A 23,794-nucleotide genomic window follows, 5' to 3' on the forward strand; every position below is an offset into this window, starting at 1 on the left:
CCCGGAAGGATTTTCTTCCGGGGGTTATTTTATCGTAAATCAGGAGGAGATTTTCTATGAAGCCTACAGTTCGGCTTTCCCAGTGTATGATTGTTAAGAATGAGGAGAAGAATATCCGGCATGCTTTGAGCTGGGGAAAGGGAATTGTCTGTGAACAAATTGTTGTGGATACCGGTTCATCTGATAATACTGTCCGGATTGCAGAGGAAATGGGGGCAAAAGTGTTCTATTTCCCTTGGAACGATGATTTTTCCGCTGCAAAAAATTTTGCCCTGGAGCAAGCGCAGGGAGATTGGATTGCGTTTTTGGATGCAGACGAATATTTTTCGGAAGAAGATGCCAGGAAGATCTTGCCTTTGCTTAGCAGGGTTGAAAAGCAGTTTTCCCTCAAGAAAAGACCTAGAATTATAAGGAGCATGTTAGCCAACTTAAATGATTCGGGAGAGGTGTTTTCTACTGCTATGCAGAGCCGTATATTTAAGAATACACCCTTACTCCGTTATGAAAACCGGATTCATGAACAGCTTTCCTTTAGGGGAGGTGATAAGGTTGTAACTCTTGATGCAACAGATATGCTTACCATCTATCACACAGGATATAGTGATGCTGCCTATAAAGAGACTGGAAAAATAGGACGTAATCTTTCTCTGCTGGAGCAGGAGGTGGAAAGGGAACCAGAAAATTATAATGCCTGGTCCTATCTGGGTGATACACTTTTGGCTGAGGGGAAACTTAAAGAGGCTGAGTCCGCTTACATCCGTGTGATGGAACATATGGGAGAGTCTGTCATGATAGATAGGAAGGATGCGACTTATTGCAACTTACTCAAAATTAAGTATATGACCCGTTGGGAAGGAGAGAAAGAAGTCCTTTCTATATATCAGAAAGCCAAAGACAATGATTGCATTTCCCCAGATGTGGAATATTGGCTGGGATTTTGGTATTATCAACAGGGAATGGAAGAGAAGGGACGTTTTTATCTGGAACTTGCACTTTCGCAACTGGATAAGCACCGGATGCTCAGCAATCTGGCTATAGCAGGGAATCTCTCCAGTGTATACAGGAAGATTTTTATGTCATACAAAAAGCTGGGGCAACCGTCTGACATGATCCGATACGGAGTTTTAGCTTTAAGAGCAAACCCTTATCAGGAAGCTGTGGTAAAAGAAATTCTTCTACTTTTGAAAAAGGAATCCGGGGAAGAAGAGACGGCTCAGGCTACTTTTGGATTTTTGTCGAAACTTTATGATCTTTCTTCTGCAAAGGATCGGCTTTTTCTGTTGAAGTCTTCTAAGCTGGCTTATTTTTCTGCCTTAGAGGAGCGGATTTACGGTTTGTTGTCTTTGGAAGAAAGAAAGCTATTAGAACAAAATCAGGCATTGCTGTATTCTGCTTCAGAGGAAGAGGTCAGGGAAGAATTTCCAGGCTTTGACTGCCGTAATGAACTGGATTGGGAATATCTTGCTTTTATGAAGGGTGTTCATTCCAAGGAGATCCCTGAGCTGATGGATTCGTTTAAAAATAAATTGTTTGAGTTGAACAAGGCTTATGGCGGAGTAATAGATACTTATGCAGAAAACTTTTCCCGTTTTCACCTTTGGGGCGAGATAAGACCGGCGGAAGATAATTACAGAGCATTGGAAAGAAGAATTGCCTGTGTAAAAAATAGCTGGGAAGACTTTTTGTGGCTTTATCAAAAGTTGTCTGATTATCAGTCAAAAAAGATACTTACAGCGATTTTGAAGAACTGGATATCTTTGGATACAGACAGACTTTCTCGAATAAAGAAAGGGCAGGAGGATTACTATGATTTGGACCTTATCCCAGAGGGAAGGGGAAAGGTTTTTGTGGATGCTGGTGCTTATTTTGGAAATACCAGTCTTAATTATATAAAAACTTATGGAAGAGACTATAGGGAGATTATTTGTTATGAACCCAATGACTCCTCAGCCAGGAAGCTGGAGGAAAATCTGAAAGGATTTGAAAACATCCAGATACGGCCCATGGGGCTTGACTCCTTCCAAGGGGAAAAACCTTTTGATGCCAGTGGAGATGATCCAATTATGTCTCATATTACTTCTGATAAGGAAGCCATTCCGGTCAGAACCGTTTCTCTTGATTTGGATGTGGCCGAAGCAATCGATATTTTGAACATTGATGTCGATGGATATGAGAGCCAGGTTTTGATGGGGGCAAAAGGTCATATAAATAAGAATCATCCAAATCTTATTATTGCACTGTACTATGACTTCGAGGATATAATAAAGATTCCGCGCATGATAGAAGCGATGAATCCTGATTATAAATTTTATTTACGTTATTATGGAGGGGACCTGATTCCCACGAATTTTATGCTGTATGCAGTGTGATTTATCGGGGTGTTGAAGGTACGACATTTTTAAACTCTCATTTTTGCAAGGAAAATACAGGAAGGAAGTCGAACATGAGAAAGCGACATCAGCGGCAACTATTGGAATTGCTCGAAACAATCAGGGAAGCGCAGTCGGAGCATTTATATGAAAGTTGTCAAAGTGGTGCTCTTCATATTGGTGAATTTATTGAGAAAATAGAAGGCAAAGGTACAAATGCGGTTGAACTGCTGGAAGAATATTGTGATCTATTATATAGGGCATATAACGGAGAAATAGGCGAAAAGCCGTTGCGGCGGCAACTGAATAAGATTGAAAATAGTATAAAGTTTGAATTAAAACCCGATAAGTACAAGGCTCTTTTTCTTCCATACTATGATAATACATGGGAAACTATGAAAAGCGTATACGATGTGTTTTCTAGCGATCCTATGTTTGAAACTGAAGTGGTAATCATTCCTATTATGCGTAATACAAACGTAGGCACAAAGTTCATTTGGGAGGATTATCTTACCCCTGCAGGGATTCCAAACACGCACTATGACGCATACAGTTTTGAGGAAGATTTGCCGGATGTTGTGTTTTATAATCAGCCTTATGACGGAGTTAATATCCCGAAGTTTCAGTCTCAAAACATTAGAAAGAATACGGACTGCATGGTTTATATACCTTATGGCATAGCCGCTTCCAGTGCATTGGGAAAGTCGTATGAAAACAATCTTACCGGATTGGATTCTATACAGCGTTGTGATATATATATTGCTCAGAGTAAGGCGTTTTGTAAACAATATACGAAAGGTACTCTGTTGGAGAGAAAAGCGTTGGAATTTGGGCATCCAAAATGTGACTGCCTATATGATGCCAAGATACACGGAAATTTTACCCGATATCCGGAATGGGAGTCGGCAATTGGGAAACGCCGCGTAATTTTTCTGAATACCCACTATACTTATATGGCAGAAGGAGTTGTGACTCATCCTGGTGTGCGCCGGCTCATTGATTCGGTCGCGCAAAACGAAAATTTATTCCTTATATGGCGGCCACACCCACAGGCATTCCTGATGAAGATGTCCATCGAAATGCAGGTCATGCTTGATTTTGCACATGCGCACGAGAGAATGATTTTAGATCGTACGCCAAGCATTACACCTGCTTATATGTATTCCAATGCTGTTGTTTCACTGTTTCCAAGCTCTATCGTGATGGATTCGTTGTTTCTGGATCTTCCGGTATTTCTTTTGGGGAGAGAAGATTCCAAAAGTGCACTGGCGGCGCGTTTGAGAAGCCCTTTTTACAGTGCAATTGCTCACGAGAATTTCGATGAGCCACTGCCGGATGATGGCTCAGATGTAGAAAGTATGCGGTTATATACGGAACAGAGCGTGTTCGCCCCATTGGATGCATTTCTGCGAGAGATTGAAAATGGCGAGGACTCAAAACGTGAAGCGCGTGCCGAATTCCGCATACGGGAATTCCCGAATTCGGACGGTACCATAGCAAAGAAGATTCTTGAGAGTGTTAAGGCTAGATTGGGTTAAAGTAATATATATTAGCTGTATTCGTTATGGAACAGAACAGGGGTAGGCATATGAATAATGAACAGATTAAACTTGTCATTTGGGATTTGGATGAAACATTTTGGCATGGCACGCTTGCTGAGGAGGGTTACATTACTATACCTCAAAACAATATTAATATTGTGAAAGAGTTGACAAATCGGGGGATTGTCAACTCGATTTGTTCTAAAAATGACTTTGATAAGGCCAAGGCTGTATTATGCGAGGCACAGATTTGGGACTACTTTGTGTTTCCGCATATCGAATTCACGCCAAAAGGTGGGGCGGTGAAGAGGATTATAGCTGATATGCAGCTTCGTGCGCCCAATGTTTTGTTTGTAGATGATAATAACACAAATCTTGAGGAAGTGAGTTTTTACAATCCTGGAATACAAATTCTTGCTGCACAAGACCTTAACCGTTTGTGTGATCTTCCTGGTGCTACAGGGAAGCCGGATCCGCAGCATAAACGCCTGGAACAGTACAAATTATTGCAGGAGCGTTTTAGTGCCCGCCAATATTCCAACGATAATGAGGATTTTCTGCGTAAGAGTGATATTCATATTTGCGTGTCACCTACAGCGCCTGAAGATGCTGAGCGCGTTCATGATATGATTATGCGTACCAATCAGTTGAACTTCACAAAAAAGCGCATTTCGTTTGACGAGGTAAATGACTTGTTGCGAAACCCCGCTTTCGAGAGTGCTACAATTCGTGTGTATGATCGTTTTGGAGACCATGGTATTATTGGCTGGTATTGTCTTAAAGGAGACGAACTGGAACATTTCTTGTTTTCGTGCAGAATTATAAACCTTGGCATTGAGCAATATGTGTATGCAATGTTGGGTTTCCCGCATTTGATGATTTCAGGTGAAACAGCATCGCTCGTATCACCCAATATTTCCGTTCCTGATTACATAACTTTGGATGATGAAACCAGGGTACGACCTGTATCGGCTCAATCCTGCTCGGATGTTTCCAAGTTCGATAAATTGCAAATCTACGCACTTGGTGCATGTGACTTGTATTACATGGTCGGACATATGGCGTTGCCGTTCACAAACGTGCATTTCGAATGTAATACGTTTAATGGTGATGCTCGCGGTGTGAATGTTGCGACTGAATACATACGCAGTTGCTTTGAAATGAATGAACAGGAAAAGATCTACTGTCGCACTCATTTCCATAACTATACCGGACGAACCGCATTTGCCACGAAGATTTTTGAGAAGGAATATGATTATGTATGTATGTCGTTCCACGATGATTTCGCTTTAGATATTTATCAGAGTAAAGAATTTCCTCAAATGCGCGTTGTATTATCAAACAGTAAAAGCGGTTCCTATACCCCTATCCTAAACGTTGAGGATGGGGAAAGGAAAGAGTGGCTTTCCCGAAATTTTATATCTTTGGGACTGATATCTCCTCAACGGTTTCGTGAAAACTTGGAATGGCTTGCAGAGCGTCTACCAGACAAAACACGACTTGTTCTAATGACCGGGCCGGAGTATGATTATTTTCGTGATAGTGAACCACACAATGCTGAATTCCACATGCAAATCATGAGTTTAAATAAGGTTATTCGAGATTTTTGTGCCAATAATCCACGAGCTGCCTTTGTAGAGATGAATGATGTAATTTATGAACGAGGTCATTTTACTGATTTTATCATGCATTTAAAGCCAGAACGAAGTTATACGCTTGCAATGAAAATGTTAGAGGCCATGGCAGGAATGCCTTCTACCAAAGATGCAAAAAAAGATTTACCAATCGGCTTGCGCCGCTTGGTTTTATGGAGCGACGAAATTTCTCTTTTGCCGAATTATCTTGCACTTTGTGCTATGGGTGCAAAACCTGATGATATTATTACCATACCGTCATTGGAAGCTTCAAAGCTGGAAGTAATGTCAATAGCTCCTCATATGTTGTATGGACAAAGCGGCAAATATTTTGTTTTGCTTACACCGGGTGGAGAACTTGAATATCGGCGAACTGCACTTGAGTTCTATGGTTTTGGAGTGGGTGTGGACTATTATGAACTTGAACAAATGCCGTTCGCTTTGGAATGGAGAGAATAAAATTGGGTTGAAAATAATGTTAGCGATAAGAATACTATGATGGTATTACTATGCGAGAATGGAATGGAGGAGGAGTAATCTACAGGGGCTTTAGCCCCTTTTTTGTACATAAAACAGAGAAACGGACCCTAAAGAGTCTGTAATCAGTGATATCGTTAATTACTTTAATAACCAATTACACTACTAAATATTATACCGAACTCAGCCAGAACTACTAACCGGTTTTTCTGTTGAGTTTGAAAGTTCTGGTTTCTGATAATGCCTCTGTCTCACTGGCAAAGCGTGAATTGGAGAGTTTTGATTGCACAAAGTGCATCAAGATTTTCTTCCAAAGGCAAAATATTCAGCAGTAGAACTAAAGATATGTTTGAGATTTTGATCTATGCTTATCCTAAAAATATCTATTCGTCAAAGAAAATTGAAACTGTTTGCGGAAGAAACATTATTTTCATGGAACTATTGACAAGCCCAAAACCACGAATCGTAGTACTATTGCAAGTCTATATACCAGTATTTTTCCAACGTCTGTAAAAACTGTTCTATTCGATGATCTGTTATTCGGCAGAAATAAAAGAATTTTTTAGATAAAACAGTATTTCTAGGCATGAGAAAATTGGAAGTCTATGTGATATATATTTCATAATATATTAAGTGCGGTAAATTAATTTTGTTTCTAGATTATATTTGATAATACGAAAAGTAAATTTCCAAACAACCACTCGGTAAATCACATTCTCCCACCCCATCCTATTTTCTTTACAAACCCCCTTCTTAATTGTATAATGGAAAAAAACACCAATCTACAAAATTCGTCATTTTTTGCATCGAGTTTCAATAACAACAATAAATAAATAAAAAAAGGAGGAAATATAACCGGATAAATTAAAAATCAGCGACCAAAATCAGCTCGGAGACTTGAAAAAGCTTCAGATAAAGCCTAAAAAGGGCCGAATATCCCCCAAAGTTTATCCCTTGGCTGGAAATAATTTACACCTATTTCCTGAAGAAATGTAGATAAATCAAGAGTTATTGCATCTTACGGCAGAAAATAGTCTAAGATTCCGGACTATAATGGCAGAACTTTCTTGACATTATTTGTAATAAAATGTAAAATAAAGTAGAAAAAATTACAAAAAAAAATCGATTTTGGGAAAAGGCTGTCGATATTTAACTGTTATGCAGTTTTTATTCAGCTAAATACACTTCTCAGGCGCTTTGCCGGAAGTGATAAAAGTGAGGAACAAAATTATGAATTCAATATTTGGAAACAACATTTCCATGGCGGAGAAAACATTAGATTATCTCTGGTCAAAGCAGCAGATAACCATGAACAATATTGCCAATGGAGACACTCCTGGATATAAAGCCCAATATGTAACCTTTGAAGATGAGTTTCGCAAACGCCTGATGGCAGGAAGAGAGGGTACTTCTAAGGATATCGGCAATATCATAAATGGTTCCAGATACTTTGTACGAAATACACATGATGAGTCCGCCCGAATGGATGGAAACAACGTCAATACGGATGTGGAAAGTGTGGAATTGGCAAGGACCACTCTTCAGTACCAATATGAGATCAATGCATTAAACAGTGAGATAACCAGGCTTCGTACAATAATTAAAGGTTAAAACAGGAGGTACATACAATGCAGCAGATGTTTATAACGCCAATGGTCCCCATAAGTTCCATTGCGGACATAGGAAGTGAAAAAAAGGTGACTTCCGGACAAACCGGAAGCACCATGTTTCAGGATATATTTAAAGAAGCGATTCAGAACGTCAGAAGTACGGATGAAAATCTGACAATGCAGGAGTACCTGCTGTCCACAGGGCAGATCGATGATGCCCACACAGTACCGGCGGCAGCGGCAAAGGCCCAGTTATCGGCAGAGCTTTTAACAGCCCTTAGGAATAAAGCGCTGGAAGCTTATAATGAGATGATAAGAATTAATATATAAGTAGATAACGGGGCGGACAGGCACGATGGAAAAAATTAAGGGATTTTTAGGTAAGTTAAGTGACAAAGCAAAGAAGATTATAATTGCTTCTGTTGTAGGCGTGGCTGTTGTGGCCGGCGCGATAATTATGGCACTGTCCATGCGGGAAAAGCCGTATGATGTCATGTTTACAGGCGTTGGCAGTGAAGAAGCGAAACAAATAATAGGTAAGCTGCAGGAAGACAAGGTTGACTATCAATATCATGATGGGGATATTCTGGTGCCGACAGCCCAGATGGATATGACCAAGGCAAAGCTGGTATCTGAGGGATATCCCAAAAGCGGCTTTACATATGATGTATTCAAAAACAATGTAAACCTTATGACAACTGACTCAGACCGTCAGACCTTTAAGCTTTATGATTTGGAAACAAGAATTGGGTCTACGATCCAGCTGTTCGATGGGGTTCAGGAAGCATACGTAACCATAGCCCTGGGAGAAACTTCCAAGTACGCATTATCGGAAGACAATGCGCAGGAAGCGAGTGCCCAGGCTGTTGTCGTGATGAAAGACGGCGGTTCCCCTACAGAAGAACAGGCCAAATCCATTCAGCTTCTTATTTCAAGAAGTATTCCTGGTATGGTCATTGGAAATGTTGCAGTGTTTGACGGCAACGGAAAAGAGGTCTCTACTGATTCCGGGGAAGAGGATATAAATTCTGGAAAGACAGGAGAAGAGATCGCAAAGCTTATAGAAGACCAGATTGCAGCAAAGGTTATGAATGTCCTGGGACCTGTGTACGGAAATGGAAATGTACGCGTATCCGTAAAAGGCACTGTAAATATGGAAAAGCTGATCCGGGAGAGTACTGTATACAATGTACCGGAGAAGATCGACGAGAATGATAAGACGGGACTTACTTCTGAGGAATCCATATACCGGGAGTATTCAGGAGATGGGCAGACCGCTTCCGGAGTGGCCGGATCAGAGGCCAATGCGGATATTCCTCAGTATAATGCAGGAGGAGCTGCAGGGGATAATAATGCTTATGGTTCCAGCAGCCTGACCAGAAAGTATCTTTTAAACCAGATCAAGGAACAGGGACAGGTTAATCCCGGCAGTCTGGAGAATTTAACGGTTTCTGTAATCGTGAATGGAAACGGTTTCGGAACCTTGACGGCTGATGATATCCGGAATTTGGCCGGTAATGCGGCAGGAATTGCTCAGGCAGACCGGGCGGAGAAAATCACTGCTGTTGCAGCGCCCTTCTACACCGTGGATGTTCCGAAACAGCCGGAAACTCCTGTCGAGGTAGGAACAGATGGTATTCTTGTAAATCAGTGGATTTTAATCGGTGCACTGGCAGGAGTGTTCCTGCTCTTGCTGATCATAATTCTTGCAGTGAGACGCAGAAGAAAGAAAAAAGCTCTTATGGCGGATATGGGAGACAGTCAGGAGGATGTTCCCATTCTTCCGGAACTTTCGGAAGAACAGGAAGACGAAAGAGAAAGAGAGATCCTGGTTCCCGAAGAGGACAGGGGTGCAGAGCTGCGTGAAAGTGTCCGTGACTTTGCAGAACAAAATCCTGAGATATCAGCCCAGCTGTTGAAAACATGGTTGAACGGAGGAAACAATAATGACAACTAACTTAACGCCTGAGCAAAAAGCGGCAATAGTTATTGTTTCACTCGGTGTGGATAAGGCTTCCAAAATATATAAGTACCTGAGTGAGGAAGACATTGAAAAATTAACCGTTGAAGTGGCAAAACTGGGGCATGTGGAAGCTGATGCAACGGAAGCCGTACTGGATGATTTTTATAAGACCTGCCTGACACAGAAAGTGGTCACTGACGGAGGCCTGGAATATGCAAGAACGGTTTTGGAAAAGGCATTTGGGGAAAGCACGGCAAACAGCCTGCTTCAGAAGGTTACTCAGTCCTTAAAATCCAGGTCATTTGGGTTCATCAGAAAGAGCGATTCAAAGAATTTGATTTCAGTGCTGCAGCATGAGAGGGCACAGACGATTGCCCTGGTTCTTTCCTACACAAATGAAGAAATGGCAGCACAGCTCATTTCCGAGCTTCCGCCTGAAAAACGTTTCCGGGTGGTGGAGTCCATCGCCAGGATGGAGAGTGCCTCTCCTGAGGCAATAAGGCTTGTGGAAAGTGAGATAAAGAAGAAGTTCTCCGGCATTCTTACCACCGATTACACAACGGTTGGCGGTATCGATTATATTGCAAACGTTATGAACCATATGGACAGGGGAAACGAAAAGCTTATCTTCGACGAGTTGGGCAGAAAAGATGCGGAACTGGCAGATACCATTCGCAAAAAGATGTTCGTATTCGAGGATATCATCACCATGGACAACCGCTCCATCCAGCGTTTTATCCGCGAATGCGATATGAAAGATATGGTTTATGCGCTTAAGAATGCAAATAAGCAGATTGCAGATGTTATTTTCAGTAATATGTCAACCCGTATGAAGGATAGCATTCAGTCCGATATGGAAGTTACAGTCAATGTCCGCTTAAGAGATGTAGAAGAGGCTCAGCAGAGAATTGTTGGTATCATCAGGCGTCTGGAGGAAGAAGGCGAGCTGATTATCAGCAAGGGCGGAAAGGATGATATCATTGTCTAATATTATTAAGGGCGCACAGCTTTCAAGTCATGTTTTAGAGTATGGATTTGACCTGGCGTTTGAAGATATCATAGTAAAGGCAAAAACGGAAGAAGAGGAAGAGCAAAAGATTGAGCAGTTCCGGGACGATGCTGATGAGGAATATCTTCAGGCTGCCGAAGTATATTATGAAAATGCTTTAAAAATGGCCGGGGAGATTACGGATCAAGCCAAAGAAGAGGCAGAAAAGATCCGTGCTGAGGCGAAGGCGGCAGGGTATGAAGAAGGCTATGAGGCAGGGTTTTCGGAAGGTTGCAAGAAAGCCTATGAGGATCATAAAGCGGAATTGGATCTCAAGATAGAAGAATTCCAGGCGGCCATGAAGACCACCATTGAATGTGTTACGGAAGAGAAAGAAAGAATTCTGGAAAGATATATGGATGATTTGAAGAAAATTACTTTGACCATAGCAGAAAAGATCATTCAGACCAGTTTAAAATCCAGCGGAGAGATCATCAAGCGGATGATCGCTGCCGCTGCCGGTAAGCTGAAAAAGACCCAGTGGGTGAAAATCTATGTTTCGCAAAAGGATGCAGGGATGATGATACAGGGAGATGTGGGCTTGCTAAATGAATTGTCCCATATTTCTGGAAACATCAAAATTATTGCCATGGATCATGCGGAGGATGGCACCTGTATCATTGAATTGCCGGAAGAGATTATTGATGTCAGCGTGAATACCCAGATCGAAAATATAAAGGGAATTCTCAATAACGCAAGACTGTAGCAGGAGGTGTCCTCATGTTTAAAGAACTGTCTGATCTCATAATGAAGACTGAGACCGTTGATCACATCGGAAAGATCGAAAATATTGTGGGGATGTCTATGGAAGCCTCCGGCGGAAAGGCCAGTATCGGGGACATTGCCTATATTTATAACGAAGACAGGAAAGAGCAGATTCCCGTAGAAGTAGTGGGCTTTAAGGATGATAAAATCCAGCTTATGGCCTACGAAAATATGAATGGAATTGCCGCGGGCAGCTTTGTGCGCAATACGAAACGCCGTTTAAAGATCCCGGTAGGAGATTTTTTAAGAGGACGGATCATTGATGCAAAGGGAGAACCAATGGATGGAAAAGGCCCCTTTGATTCTTCAAGATACTATTATGTGGAAAACCCCTATATCAATCCCTTGACCCGTCCTCCCATTACGGACAAGCTGGAATTCGGAGTCAAAGCCATTGATGGAATGAATACCATTGGAAAAGGGCAGCGTATCGGAATTTTTGCAGGGAGCGGAGTTGGTAAGAGTACTCTCTTGGGAATGATCGCCAGAAACGTTAAGGCTGATATCAATGTGGTGGCCCTTGTAGGCGAGCGAGGCCGAGAGGTAAGGGAATTTATAGAAAAGGATTTAGGGCCGGAAGGGATGGAGCGATCTGTCCTGGTGGTGGCTACATCGGATCAGCCGGCCATGCTTCGCATGAAGTGCCCTCTGGTGGCAACCACCATAGCGGAATATTTTAAAAACCAGGGCAAGGATGTGCTGCTGATGATGGACTCTCTGACACGGTTTGCCATGGCTCAGAGAGAAATAGGCCTTGCCATCGGGGAACCGCCGGTGGCCAGAGGATATACTCCTTCCATATACGCGGAATTTCCCAAGCTTCTGGAACGAAGCGGTAATTTTGGGGAAGGTTCCATTACCGGAATTTATACGGTTCTGGTGGAAGGTGATGATACCAATGAACCCATCGCAGATACCGTAAGAGGTATTGTGGATGGACACATCGTTTTAAGCAGAAAACTGGCAAATGCAAATCATTTCCCAGCCATTGATGTAAGCGCCAGTATTTCCCGTCTGATGACCAATATCGTGTCCGAGGAACACCGGAAACTTGCTTCGGAAATCAGGGATATCTTAAGCATTTATGAGAAAAATGAAGATTTGATTTCAATTGGCGCATATAAAAGCGGAACCAATCCCAAGCTGGATTTGGCTATTGCCAGGATTGACAAGGTCAACCAGTTCCTGTGCCAGGGGATTCAGGAAAATGACACCTATGAAAATATACTGATTAAGATGAAATCGATCTTAGCGTAGGCTTTGGAAAGGAGGATGAAGATGAAAAAATTTAACTTCCCTCTTGATACGGTTTTAAATTACAAGGATCAGGCTTTAGACAATTTGAAAAGCGAACATGCTCAGATACTGGCCAAGGTTGCGCAGCAGGAGAATAAGATCAATATGCTGGCCGACCAGAGGAATGCTGCCTGTGTAAGATTTAAAGAAGAAGCGCAGACAGGGATTTCCATCAATGCCATGCGTGAATATGAAACATATATCACCCATATGGAGAAGAAGATCCTGGCAGAACAGGGAGTATTGCTGACGCTTAAAAGAAAAGAGGAGCAGAAGCGCTTCCAGGTGGTAGAAGCCAGAAAAGAGAAAGCTTCCATTGAGAAATTAAAAGAAAAAAAGCTGACTTTGTATAACAAAGAAGTACAGCGCAGTGAAGAACTGTTCATTGAGGAATTTGTTTCCAACACCATGTCAGTTCGCAGCAACAGGTGATTCTGCCGGAGAAACAAGCTTTGGCAGTTTACCATAGAAATCATATGCCGTACGGCTAAAAGGAAAGGAGGGAAAAGATGGCGGAAGTAAAAAACAGCAGCATAGACTTATTGACAAGGCAGATGACGGGGACACGGAAGAAGGAAGAAAAGGCAGTAGATGGATTTTCCGGTTTCAAGACAATGCTGAAAAGCAAGAGCCAGAAGAAAGACGGCGGAAATGAAGAAACTAAGGATTCCGGAAACATGACAGAAAACGCGGCGGTTGAAACTGCAGCGGTTCTGGTGGCTGCCGGAGCGGTGGAAACGCAGAATCCGGGAGAAATGCTTCGATTGATGGGGCAGGGGCTGGGCCAGAAACCGGCGGAGGACACTGGGACCGATAACGTTCAGGGAGTGATGCTTAAGGAAGGCGAAAAGACGCAGGCCTTGGATCAGTTCCAGGCGTTGAACCAGCTCCGGTTTCAGAATTTAACCGAGAAACCCGGACAAGAGCTTGTATTTGAGGAAGATGCTGCGGCAGCCGTTTTACCGGAAGCAGGGGGAAAGATGCCTGATATAAGTCTGGCAGATGAAATTGGAATGCCGGCAATGGCAGAGCCAAAGCGATCCGCAGGCCAAAAGGAATCTTTGAGCCTGGAAGGTTTGGGACAGGCCAATGAAGCAGGTTCTGACCAGGAAGGCGAAAATGGCATTCTGGGAGCAATGCAGCTCAATGGGACATTTGATACGGTCCCGGTGAGAAAAGAGGAAGAGGCAGTTATGCCTGTACAAAAAGGGAAGTCAGAGGAGAAAACGGCTTTTGTTGAGAAAGACGAAAAGAAGCTGGAAGAAAATCCGGGAATTTCACGGGAAACCTCTCATGAACCCAATCGTGTCCTGCATATTCAGCCCCAAAAGGATGAGATCGCTTATACGACGGTAAATGCTGAGAGTCTGGAAGGATTAGAGTCAAAACTGTCCCAGCAGATTTTAAAACAGATCCAAGCAGGCAGAGGAGAGCTGGATGTACAGCTGGAGCCTCATAATCTGGGCAAGATCCGAATCAAGGTTTCTTATGAGGACAGCCAGGTCAGCGTATCTGTTCTGTGTTCAGAGAGCAGAACCTTAAAACTGTTATCCCAGTCAGCCGGAGAATTAGGGTCGATTCTGGAAAACAATCTGGAACGTCCGGTTCAGATTCTGGTGGACAAGCAGGGCGCAGATTATCTGAACAATCAGAATGAACAGGGCAGCGGACAGGAACAGCACCAGCCGCAGCACGAAAACAGGAAGGAAGAAAGCCGTGAGGATTTCATCCAAAAGCTGAGACTTGGAATCTTTGAAACAGGCAATACGGAAGACAGCGAAACACGATAGATAAGGAGAGAAAAGATGGCAGATGTAAGTTCAGTGAACAACTACAGTTCTCTTATAAACGCACTTACAAGCAGCTCCACAACTTCAAGCAGCGGCGAGCTGACAACGGATGGTTTTTTTAAGCTTCTGGCTGCACAGCTTCAAAATCAGGACATGTCAAATCCCATGGACAACTCGGAGATGATGACTCAAATGACCCAGATCGCCATGATGCAGGCAATGAACAATTTCTCCACCGCTATGGAAGATTTTTCCCAGATCAATACCATTAACTATGGAACTTCCATGATGGGAAAAGAGGTAATGCTTGCCACCACAGATAAAACCGGTCAGCTAAAAAAGATCACTGGAACAGTAACAAGAGTGGATATTTTCAGCGGTATTCCCACACTTTACATCAATGATGATGATGATACCGGATATTCCATTGCCAATGTTATGTCTGTTTATGAAAAGGGACATGCTCCTTCTGAGGATGTTGAAGAGACGGACCCTGACACGGATACTGACACCGACACTGATACGGATACTGATACAACTGTTGATCCAAATGCCGACACAGATACGAATCAGTAGAGTTTTGCTGAGGGAGACGGAGGTGAGGAACTATGATAAACAAAGTAAACCAATATGAGGATGTCAGGCAGCTGAAACTGCGGAGTGCGGCAGCAGCGTCCCAGTGCGGCAGCAGCTTTGGCGATGTACTGAAGAGCCGTATTGGAAGCAAGGACGAGCTTCAATTTTCCAGGCATGCTGCAGAGCGGGTCAACCAGCGCGGAATTGAGATGTCGGAGCCATTTTTAAATGACCTGCAGTCCGCAGTGGAAAAAGCCCGGTCAAAAGGTGCAAAAGATGTGGTTATTATCAGCGAAAAGGGAGCGTTTATTGTGAATGTTCCCAACAACACAGTTGTAACCACCATGTCAGGAAGCGAAATGAAGGAAAACATTTTTACAAATATTGACAGCGCCATCTTATTATAGCTGGACCATTTATGGAGGCTTTTCCCCCATGTCCGATTGACTGGGGAAGGATGGTAATTACACAAAAGAAAGGAAACATATTGTATGGTCAAATCAATGTTCGCTGGTGTGGCAGGTCTTAGGGCTCACCAGTCAAAAATGGATATCATCGGAAACAATATAGCTAACGTTAATACATGGGGATACAAAGCGGCGAGTATGTCTTTTAAGGACACCATGTACCAGACCACATCTTCCAGCTCGGGAGGCAGCACCGAGACAGGAGGCTACGGCGGAACCAATGCAGGACAGGTAGGATATGGAGTTACCACAGGTTCCATTTCATATGACTTTGGTAAAGGAGGCATGGCTCCCTCTGCCAGTGGCTTGGATTGTATGATTGACGGTACCGGGTTCTTTATCGTAGGTCCCATGATTAACGGTGGATCTCTCCCCCTTGGTGAAGAAGATGCGCTTAAATCAAGCGGTCTGTATCTTTCCAGAGTTGGTAAGTTCCAGGTGGATGGAAACGGTTATCTGACCGATGATTCAGGTAATTATGTGTACGGCTTTACAAGAACCGGAGACTTAACCGATGGCTCCAGCTTTGATACAACGGCCCTGACTCCCCTAAAAATCCCGACAAAGTCTGATATGGCAAGTGTAAGCGATAAGAAAGCCGCGGATAAAATTGCAGAAGCAAAAAAGAATCTGGAAGAGGCAAGAGCATTATTTAATGCAATGGATGCAGAGTTGGGAAATGCAAGGGATGCTTACATTACTGCCAACGATAATTATAACACGAAATATGCTGCCGCCGGCGTAGATGCAGCAAAAGCCGATATGGATGCAAAAAAGACTGCCATGGATGATGCATACCGGTTGTGGCTGGAGGACAAGGACAACACAGCTGCAAAGACAGATTATCTTGACAAAAAGACAGAATATGACGAGGCAAACAGTGCATTTATTGTAGCCCAGGCCAACGTTAGGAAAGCAACTGCCTTAGATCCGACTAAAGTAACGGAATTAAATGAAGCTGTGACGGATTACACAGCGGCATACTCGGCTTATATTATGTCGGATTCCTCTACAGATCCTGATTACGAGACAAAGAAAACCGCTTATACCACAACAAAGGCTGCACTGGATAAAATTCAGACAGAACTGTCAAAGATTGAGGACAAATCTCCGGAAGGCCTGCGGGATTCTGCAAAGCAGGCAGTTGATGCGGCATCAGCAAAGCTGACTGCGGCTAAAACGGCAGTGGAAAATGCAGAGAAAACATTGACAACCGCTCAGAATTCAGCTACTTCCACAGCAGTTGGCAATGCTTCGGCAGATGACACCCTGGCCTCCTTAACCAATTATAAGATTCAGACAGATGGTACGGTGGTTGGTAATTCTGAGGATGGTGTTACCATTGTAATCGGTAAGATCGCCCTGGCAGGCGTACAGAATACAGGCGGTCTTGAAAAAGACAGCGGCTACTATTATACTCTTGGCGCCAATACCGGAAATGTAAGCGTTTATGAGGGCGGAGGAACGGAAGGACGTATCCTTGGCAATTATTTAGAGCAGGCAAAGGTTGATCTGGCTACGGAAATGACCGAGATGATCACCACTCAGAGAGGGTTCCAGGCGAACTCAAAGATCATTACGGTAACAGACCAAATGCTTGACGAACTGGTTAATATGAAGCGTTAATAATATGCTTTTACAGTGATTCGGGGAGGCGGAGGCCGCCTCCCCGGACTAAAGGGAGAGAAAGCTATGATTCGTCTGACAAGGCTCAATGACGAGGAATTTGTAATTAACTGCGGACAGATTGAAAGGGTTGAATCCATACCGGAATCAAATGTAATATTGGTCAGCGGAAAGCACTATGTGGTAAAAGAAAGTGTAGATGAGATCATAAACCGAGTGATTGAGTATAATGCCCGAATATATGCATGCGCGCAGAGAATGAAAGTTTAATCCAGGCATTGCCTGGGCTATGGGAGGTTATTCATGGATATATCGTTGATTGTTGGCTGGGTATTGGGAATTGTTTTGATTATTTATGGAATCGGGATGGAGAAAATCGGAAATTTCATTGATATGCCCAGTGTTATCATTGTTGTTGGAGGTACAATCGCAGCTTTGATCGCCAGCTACCCATTCAAAGTTCTTGCACAGATTCCGAAGCATATCGGAATCATGCTCAGTCCCCAAAGGTACAATGCGGAAAAGGTCATTGACACCCTGGTGGAGATGGCTAAGACAGCCAGAAAAAAAGGACTTTTAGTCTTAGAGGAACAGGCGAACGGAATTAAGGACCCCTTTCTTAAGCAAAGCGTTATGCTGATCGTGGATGCAATGGATGCAGAAAAGATCAGGGAAATGCTGGAAAGTGAGGTGGCAGCCATGTCAGAGCGCCATGATCAGGATGTCAGCATGTACGAAAAGGGAACCTCAGTGGCTCCGGCTTTTGGTATGATCGGCACTTTGGTGGGACTTGTTAATATGCTGAAGAGTATGAATATGGAAAGCGGAAGCTCAAACAGTCTGGGAGCTGATATGTCGGTTGCCTTGATTACCACTTTTTATGGCTGTGTTCTGGCCCATCTGCTGTTTGGACCGATGGCAAAAAAACTTCGTATCCGAAATGATGAGGAAATGTTATATAAACAAATCATTATTGAAGGCGTATTGTCCATCCAGGCAGGAGATAATCCCAAGTATCTGGAAGAAAAGCTGCTGTCTTATCTGTCCCAGGGACAACAGAATAAAATTATGAAGAAAAAAACCGGCAATACCGGAAAAGAAGATGCTTCGGCAGCATCATAGGCCCTTTTGGATCATGGGCGGTTACTTAAAACAGGGAAACAGGTGGTTGTATGATAAAGAAAGATAAGAAGCCGGAAGAGCTTGGAAGCTGGATGGATACATATGGAGACATGGTTACATTATTGCTGTGCTTCTTCGTCCTTCTGTATTCTATGTCCTCCGTTGACCAGTCCAAATGGAAGCTGTTGGTGCAAAGCTTTAATCCCAGCGCCTTGGAAGAATCGGACCAGGTTGTACTGGATGCCAAGGTAACGGAAGGCGAGGGGGACTTGACAGGCGGCATTCCCGACGAGAGCGGCGGGGCTACAGATTTCGATGAGTTGTATCTGGTCTTGAAACAGATCGTTGAGGAGCGAAATATGCAGGATAGTGTGGAAATTAGTCGAGGGGACGGCTTCACATTTATTTCATTTCGTGATAAAGTATTTTTTGACGGAGACAGTTCGGTTCTCAGGCAGGAAGGAAAAGACGTTCTCGATCAATTTGCTGCTGCTATGTTACAGGCAAATAATTCTATAAAAGAAGTTCAGGTGTTGGGGCATACATCCCAAGGGAACCCGGCAAGGCCGAATAATATCCGTAATGACAGAATGCTGTCTGCCCAGCGTTCCGCGGAAGTTATTATCTATCTCCAAAGCAAAAATGCCGTTTCACCGGAAAAGCTGGTGGGTTTAAGCTTTGGACAGTTCCGTCCGATTGCGCAGTTTGATACGGAAGACGGACGGGCCAAAAACCGTCGTGTGGAAATCTTGATAACCAAGAATGATACGGTAGAAAAGTCCCTGGAGGAATACTATAACCAGGTATATCATAACAGTCAGGAAGAAACAGGCAATTAAATAATTAGCGGGAGTGAAACAGATGGCTGAAATATTATCCCAAAGTCAGATTGACGCGCTGCTCAATTCCCTGCAGGGAACAGATGAGCCTATCGAGGAGATTGAAAAGAAAGAAAATGAAATAAAATACAGGAAGTATGATTTTTACAGTCCTAAAAAGTTTACAAAGGATAAATTAAAAATTTTAAAAAGTATCTTTGACAATTATTCCAGAATTGCCGGTTCCCAGATCAACAGTTTATTCCGTACATCCAGTGAATTGTCGGTAGTTACTGTAGAGGAACAAAGGTATTATGAGTTTGGCAATGCGCTTGGTGATAATGATGTTCTTACGATTGTCAATGTATCGCTGCCGGATAATTCCAAGAACCCTCCGCTTTTGATCAATGTCAGCATGACACTGATGTTAAGCCTTATTGACCGCATGCTGGGAGGAGTGGGAGATGATACGGCTGTTGACGCATCTTATACCTATACGGAAATTGAGGTGGTTTTATACCGAAGAGTGATCCAATATATAATAGGTGCGTTAAAGGATTCGTGGTCAAGCTATATTAATCTGAATTTTGAACTGGACAGGCTGGAGGAAAATCCAAGCATGTTCCAGGAAATTGGTGTGGATGAAACCATTGCTATCGTTGTCATTGATGTAGATATGAAGGAGTGCTCAGGAAGACTTAATGTCTGCATTCCGGGAAATCTGCTCATGAACATTTTTGATACCATGGATAAACGGAAGCACAGTGCTATGGGGGATGAGGCTAACAGTCAGGATAATAAACAGGAAATCATGAACAGCATTAAGGCTTCCGATTTACTGGTTCATGCCCAGGTAGGAGAAGCGGTGATTACCCTTGATGATGTATACAATCTTCATGTGGGAGATGTCATTAATTTAGGCACCCCGAAGGATTCAAACGTACAGCTGTATGTGGAAAACCAGCCATGGTTCAGAGGCCAGCTTGGCGTCCATAAACGGAATGTGGCGGTTCGGATCGAAGACCTTGTTGAAGAAGGAAATTACCAGACCGGTGAAAGCTGAGTCAGGGATTACATAAAGAATTAAGGATGATAAAAGGAGATGCAAAGAAATGGCGAAAATATTATTAGTAGATGATGCGGCTTTTATGAGAATGATGATTAAGGATACTTTGACAAAGAACGGATATACCGATTTGTATGAAGCTTCCGATGGAGCGCAGGCAGTACAGATGTTTTCAGAAATTAATCCGGACCTGGTAATCATGGATATTACCATGCCCAATATGGATGGGCTGGAGGCACTAAAGCTTATCAAGGCCAAAGCGCCCAATGCGGCTGTTGTTATGTGCTCCGCTATGGGACAGGAGAGTATGGTAATCGAAGCGATCAAATCCGGCGCAAAGGACTTTATAGTGAAACCTTTCAAACCAGACCGTATACTGAAAACAGTCACAGGTATCATCGGCTAGGTCTTATACTGGAGGAGGGTACATATGTCGTTCTTAAGTTCTATGAACATCAGTGCGTCGGCAATGACGGCACAACGTCTTCGGCTGGATATTGCATCGGAGAATATTGCAAATATTGATACTACAAGGACAGAAGCCGGTGGCCCTTACCGGAGAAAGATGGTAGTTCTTGAGGCCAGGAGTGAAAACAATTTCCGGAGGGTCCTGATGAATGCGGCTGGTTTAGGCCGGCAGCAGAGCACCGGAGGAGTTCGGGTTTCACAGATCGTGGAAGATACCAGTCCCTTCAAGTCCGTCTACAGCCCGGAACATCCAGATGCGGATGAAAATGGCTATGTGCAGATGCCTAATGTGGACCTGATTAAGGAAACTGTGGACAGTATGTCTGCAACCAGGTCTTATGAAGCCAACATAACTGCATTTAATGCAGTGAAGACAATGGCTTCCAAGGCGTTGGAAATCGGGAAGTAATGCGTATATGGCATAGAGGGCTAAATGAGTATAGAGGGAGAAGAGTTGTATGGATTCGAAGAATTTTAGCGCATTTGAGATTGATGCCATAGGTGAAATACTGAATATAAGCCTGGGTGCCTCAGCCACAGCAGTATCTACCATGCTCAATGCCAGAGTTGATATCACCACACCAGTGGTCAAGGTATTGTCAAAGGATGAATTTGAAATTTCAAACCTGGAACCGGCGATAGGGGTGGAGATTACTTACATAGCAGGACTTAGCGGAAGTAATCTCATGCTTTTAAAGAGACATGATGTAAAAGTAATTGTAGATATGCTGATGGGGATGGAAACCCCTGAGGAAGAGTTTGAGCTGAATGAACTGAATATCAGTGCTATTTGTGAGGTCATGAATCAGATGATGGGTTCATCTGCAACGGCTCTGTCTGAATTCCTAAGTAAGACCGTTAATATTTCAACCCCAACTTCCTTTGAAATTGCAGATATCAATGATTTCAAGGAAAAATATTATCATAATGAAGACCTTATGGTAGTCGTGGGATTCACATTAAAGATTGCAGACCAGCTGGAAAGTGAGTTTATTAATGTAATGCCTCCAAGCCTTGCAAAGGAATTGGTTGGAGGACTTTTTTCCTCAGGAGAACGAGGCACAGGATCCGGAACCAGCTCCGGCACCGGTACCGGCCCCAACACCAACACAGGCTCCAGAGCCGGCCCCTTCCATGTCAGGCGGAGGAATTCTCTCTCAGGAAGAGATCGAAAGGCTTTTAGCGGGCAGCGTACAGCCTGAACCGGCCCCAGAACCTCAAAAGGCACCGGAGCCAGTTCATTCAAGTGGCGGCATTTTATCACAGGAAGAGATCGAGAAGCTTTTGGCGGGCAGCATGGCTCCGGAACCACCTAAAACAGAGCAGCAGCCGGCTCCGTCTATGGCTCCCGCAAGTCAGATGTCCGAAACGGACCGGATGGCGGTTCAGCAGATGATGCAGCAGATGCAGATGCAGCAGCAGATGATACAGCAAATGCAGCAGATGATCCTGCAGCTGCAAAGCGGGCAGCAAAGCACTCCAAAGAAGGAAGTTCAGGAACCTAAGACCATAAACGTCAAGCCGATTCCCCAGAACAGTTTACGGGAAGGCGAGGCGACTTATGAGGAGCAGGAGGAAAACCGGGAACTGATCATGGGCGTGCCTCTGGAGGTCTCTGTTGAGATCGGCAGAACCAGAAAGCTGGTAAAGGAAATTCTTGAATTTACCAAGGGTTCTTTGGTCATACTGGACAAGCTGGCTGGTGATCAGGTGGATTTATATGTAAACGGCCGGTGTATCGCCAAAGGTGATGTGGTCGTGGTTGACGATAATTTCGGCATTCGTATCACGGAAATCACGAAGAAGAACGTAGATTAGAGAGGAAGTGGCTTTATTGAGCAGTATAATTAGTCTGGCATCGGTACTGATTCTTACCATTTTGGTTCTATACTTAAGTCATCTGTTTACAAAGAGCCTTGGAAATGGAATCGGTATGAAGCGGGGCGGAACCTGTATGCAGATGCTGGACAGGCTTCCCCTTGGACAGGATAAAGCAGTAGCGGTTATCCGCGCTGGGAGCCGTTATTATCTGATTGGTATTGCTTCTTCTCAAATAACTCTGCTTGCGGAGCTTTCTGAAGAGGAAGTTCCCAAAGAGACAGGTGCTCCTCCTTCTTTTGGGGCAGATGGGTACGAAAATTTTAAAAACATATTAAAGAAATACACAGACAGACACAAGAAAGATTTGTGAGGAGGAATGGAATGAATACAGATGCCTTGGTTAATATAAACGGCGGAAGGGTGCCGACCCTGGAGCTTTTTCTCATTCTGACCATCATTTCATTGCTGCCCTCTATATTAGTGATGATGACATCCTTTACCAGGATTGTCATTATCTTATCTTTTACCAGAAATGCCTTGGGAATCCAGCAGACTCCTCCCAATATGGTGCTTGTAGGGATTGCGCTGTTTTTGACTTTGTTTATTATGGATCCCGTAATAAAGGATGTGAATACCAACGCTTACCAGCCGTATATAAAGGAGGAAATCAGCCAGGGAGAGGCCCTGAACCGGGCTCAGGCTCCTATGAAGAAGTTTATGCTGAAGCAGACAGAGAAAACGACCCTGAATCTTTTTGTTGATTTGTCAAATACGGATATGCCGGAAAACATAGAGGATCTTCCAATGACAGTGGTAATTCCGTCATTTATGACCTCTGAGTTAAAAAGGGCATTTACGGCCGGTTTTATGATCTTCCTGCCATTTATGCTGGTGGACATTGTTGTATCAAGTACCCTTATGTCCATGGGTATGGTCATGCTTCCTCCGGCTATGATTTCCCTTCCCTTTAAGCTGCTTTTATTCGTGACAGTGAATGGCTGGGAGCTTTTGTTTACAAATCTGGTGAAGAGTTTTCACTACTGACGGGAGGATAGAATATGACGGAAGTTGCACTTAGCAGTTTGATGTATGAGATGTTTGGGCTGGCTGTAAAGCTGGCTGGTCCGGTACTGGTGGTGAGTATGGTGATCGGTGTTATTATTTCCATTCTGCAGGCCGCAACACAGATTCACGAGCAGACCATTACTTTTGTCCCCAAGCTGATCGTCATAGGGCTGATCCTTTTGATGATGGGGAGCAATATGATGGATACTCTTTGCGATTTTACCATACATATTTTCAGCACCATGTTAGGATAAAGGGAAAGGAATGTTTAA

Annotated in this window: 24 protein-coding genes and 1 pseudogene; all 25 read left to right on the top strand. The window is 43.6% G+C overall.

What is annotated here, in order from left to right; translation table 11 throughout:
• The first annotated feature begins 56 nt into the window (after positions 1-56).
• The 25 genes and pseudogenes from K401_RS31875 to K401_RS0114570 all read left to right on the top strand — a co-directional run bounded on the left by K401_RS31875 (position 57) and on the right by K401_RS0114570 (position 23,776).
• The gene (locus K401_RS31875; RefSeq protein WP_024293615.1) at positions 57-2,369 is read left to right on the top strand and encodes an FkbM family methyltransferase; all 2,313 of its coding nucleotides are present in this window, start codon (positions 57-59) and stop codon (positions 2,367-2,369) included.
• 74 nt (positions 2,370-2,443) lie between these two features.
• Positions 2,444-3,907 carry a CDP-glycerol glycerophosphotransferase family protein gene (locus tag K401_RS0114460; protein ID WP_024293616.1) on the top strand — a complete coding sequence of 488 codons (1,464 nt, stop codon included), beginning with the start codon at positions 2,444-2,446 and terminating at the stop codon, positions 3,905-3,907.
• Between the two features lie 50 nt (positions 3,908-3,957).
• Positions 3,958-6,003 (top strand): hypothetical protein, encoded by a 2,046-nt coding sequence (locus K401_RS31880; RefSeq protein ID WP_024293617.1) that lies wholly within the window; start codon positions 3,958-3,960, stop codon positions 6,001-6,003.
• Positions 6,004-6,261: 258 nt separating this feature from the next.
• Entirely contained in the window at positions 6,262-6,534 is a 273-nt protein-coding gene (locus tag K401_RS34405; RefSeq protein WP_498371133.1) for a transposase, read from the top strand.
• Positions 6,535-7,251: 717 nt separating this feature from the next.
• A complete protein-coding gene (gene flgB / locus K401_RS0114470; RefSeq protein ID WP_024293618.1) occupies positions 7,252-7,632 on the top strand; it encodes a flagellar basal body rod protein FlgB in 381 nt (126 codons plus the stop codon).
• A gap of 17 nt (positions 7,633-7,649) precedes the next feature.
• Complete coding sequence (fliE, locus tag K401_RS0114475) at positions 7,650-7,961, top strand: flagellar hook-basal body complex protein FliE (RefSeq protein ID WP_024293619.1); 312 nt, start codon at positions 7,650-7,652, stop codon at positions 7,959-7,961.
• A gap of 25 nt (positions 7,962-7,986) precedes the next feature.
• Entirely contained in the window at positions 7,987-9,588 is a 1,602-nt protein-coding gene (gene fliF / locus K401_RS0114480; RefSeq protein WP_024293620.1) for a flagellar basal-body MS-ring/collar protein FliF, read from the top strand.
• Entirely contained in the window at positions 9,578-10,582 is a 1,005-nt protein-coding gene (gene fliG / locus K401_RS0114485; protein ID WP_024293621.1) for a flagellar motor switch protein FliG, read from the top strand. Before fliF ends, fliG begins: the two co-directional genes overlap by 11 nt.
• Positions 10,575-11,348 (top strand): FliH/SctL family protein, encoded by a 774-nt coding sequence (locus K401_RS0114490; protein ID WP_024293622.1) that lies wholly within the window; start codon positions 10,575-10,577, stop codon positions 11,346-11,348. Before fliG ends, K401_RS0114490 begins: the two co-directional genes overlap by 8 nt.
• Before the next feature lie 14 nt (positions 11,349-11,362).
• Entirely contained in the window at positions 11,363-12,664 is a 1,302-nt protein-coding gene (gene fliI, locus K401_RS0114495) for a flagellar protein export ATPase FliI (RefSeq protein WP_024293623.1), read from the top strand.
• Between the two features lie 21 nt (positions 12,665-12,685).
• A complete protein-coding gene (fliJ, locus tag K401_RS0114500) occupies positions 12,686-13,135 on the top strand; it encodes a flagellar export protein FliJ (RefSeq protein WP_024293624.1) in 450 nt (149 codons plus the stop codon).
• A gap of 77 nt (positions 13,136-13,212) precedes the next feature.
• A complete protein-coding gene (locus tag K401_RS0114505) occupies positions 13,213-14,493 on the top strand; it encodes a flagellar hook-length control protein FliK (protein ID WP_024293625.1) in 1,281 nt (426 codons plus the stop codon).
• Positions 14,494-14,508: 15 nt separating this feature from the next.
• A complete protein-coding gene (locus K401_RS31885; protein WP_024293626.1) occupies positions 14,509-15,069 on the top strand; it encodes a flagellar hook capping FlgD N-terminal domain-containing protein in 561 nt (186 codons plus the stop codon).
• A gap of 32 nt (positions 15,070-15,101) precedes the next feature.
• Positions 15,102-15,476, top strand: a complete 375-nt coding sequence (locus tag K401_RS0114515; protein WP_024293627.1) for a TIGR02530 family flagellar biosynthesis protein — start codon at positions 15,102-15,104, stop codon at positions 15,474-15,476.
• Positions 15,477-15,560: 84 nt separating this feature from the next.
• A complete protein-coding gene (locus tag K401_RS31890) occupies positions 15,561-17,162 on the top strand; it encodes a flagellar hook-basal body complex protein (protein ID WP_024293628.1) in 1,602 nt (533 codons plus the stop codon).
• A 66-nt stretch (positions 17,163-17,228) separates the two neighbouring features.
• Complete coding sequence (locus tag K401_RS0114525; protein WP_024293629.1) at positions 17,229-17,432, top strand: flagellar FlbD family protein; 204 nt, start codon at positions 17,229-17,231, stop codon at positions 17,430-17,432.
• Between the two features lie 33 nt (positions 17,433-17,465).
• The gene (locus K401_RS0114530; protein ID WP_024293630.1) at positions 17,466-18,284 is read left to right on the top strand and encodes a motility protein A; all 819 of its coding nucleotides are present in this window, start codon (positions 17,466-17,468) and stop codon (positions 18,282-18,284) included.
• Between the two features lie 50 nt (positions 18,285-18,334).
• Positions 18,335-19,123, top strand: a complete 789-nt coding sequence (locus K401_RS0114535; protein ID WP_024293631.1) for an OmpA/MotB family protein — start codon at positions 18,335-18,337, stop codon at positions 19,121-19,123.
• 22 nt (positions 19,124-19,145) lie between these two features.
• Complete coding sequence (locus K401_RS0114540; protein WP_024293632.1) at positions 19,146-20,165, top strand: flagellar motor switch protein FliM; 1,020 nt, start codon at positions 19,146-19,148, stop codon at positions 20,163-20,165.
• Positions 20,166-20,214: 49 nt separating this feature from the next.
• Complete coding sequence (locus K401_RS0114545) at positions 20,215-20,574, top strand: response regulator (RefSeq protein ID WP_024293633.1); 360 nt, start codon at positions 20,215-20,217, stop codon at positions 20,572-20,574.
• Between the two features lie 24 nt (positions 20,575-20,598).
• Complete coding sequence (flgC, locus tag K401_RS0114550) at positions 20,599-21,045, top strand: flagellar basal body rod protein FlgC (protein ID WP_024293634.1); 447 nt, start codon at positions 20,599-20,601, stop codon at positions 21,043-21,045.
• A gap of 49 nt (positions 21,046-21,094) precedes the next feature.
• A pseudogene (gene fliN, locus K401_RS34065) lies at positions 21,095-22,454 on the top strand (flagellar motor switch protein FliN).
• A gap of 16 nt (positions 22,455-22,470) precedes the next feature.
• Positions 22,471-22,827, top strand: coding sequence for a flagellar biosynthetic protein FliO (locus tag K401_RS0114560; RefSeq protein ID WP_024293635.1), 357 nt, complete (start codon positions 22,471-22,473; stop codon positions 22,825-22,827).
• A gap of 11 nt (positions 22,828-22,838) precedes the next feature.
• Positions 22,839-23,501 (top strand): flagellar type III secretion system pore protein FliP, encoded by a 663-nt coding sequence (gene fliP, locus K401_RS0114565; protein ID WP_024293636.1) that lies wholly within the window; start codon positions 22,839-22,841, stop codon positions 23,499-23,501.
• 14 nt (positions 23,502-23,515) lie between these two features.
• Complete coding sequence (locus K401_RS0114570) at positions 23,516-23,776, top strand: flagellar biosynthetic protein FliQ (protein WP_024293637.1); 261 nt, start codon at positions 23,516-23,518, stop codon at positions 23,774-23,776.
• The last annotated feature ends 18 nt before the right edge of the window (positions 23,777-23,794 follow it).

It is taken from the genome of Lacrimispora indolis DSM 755, assembly GCF_000526995.1.
GTDB classification, from domain to species: Bacteria; Bacillota; Clostridia; order Lachnospirales; family Lachnospiraceae; genus Lacrimispora; species Lacrimispora indolis.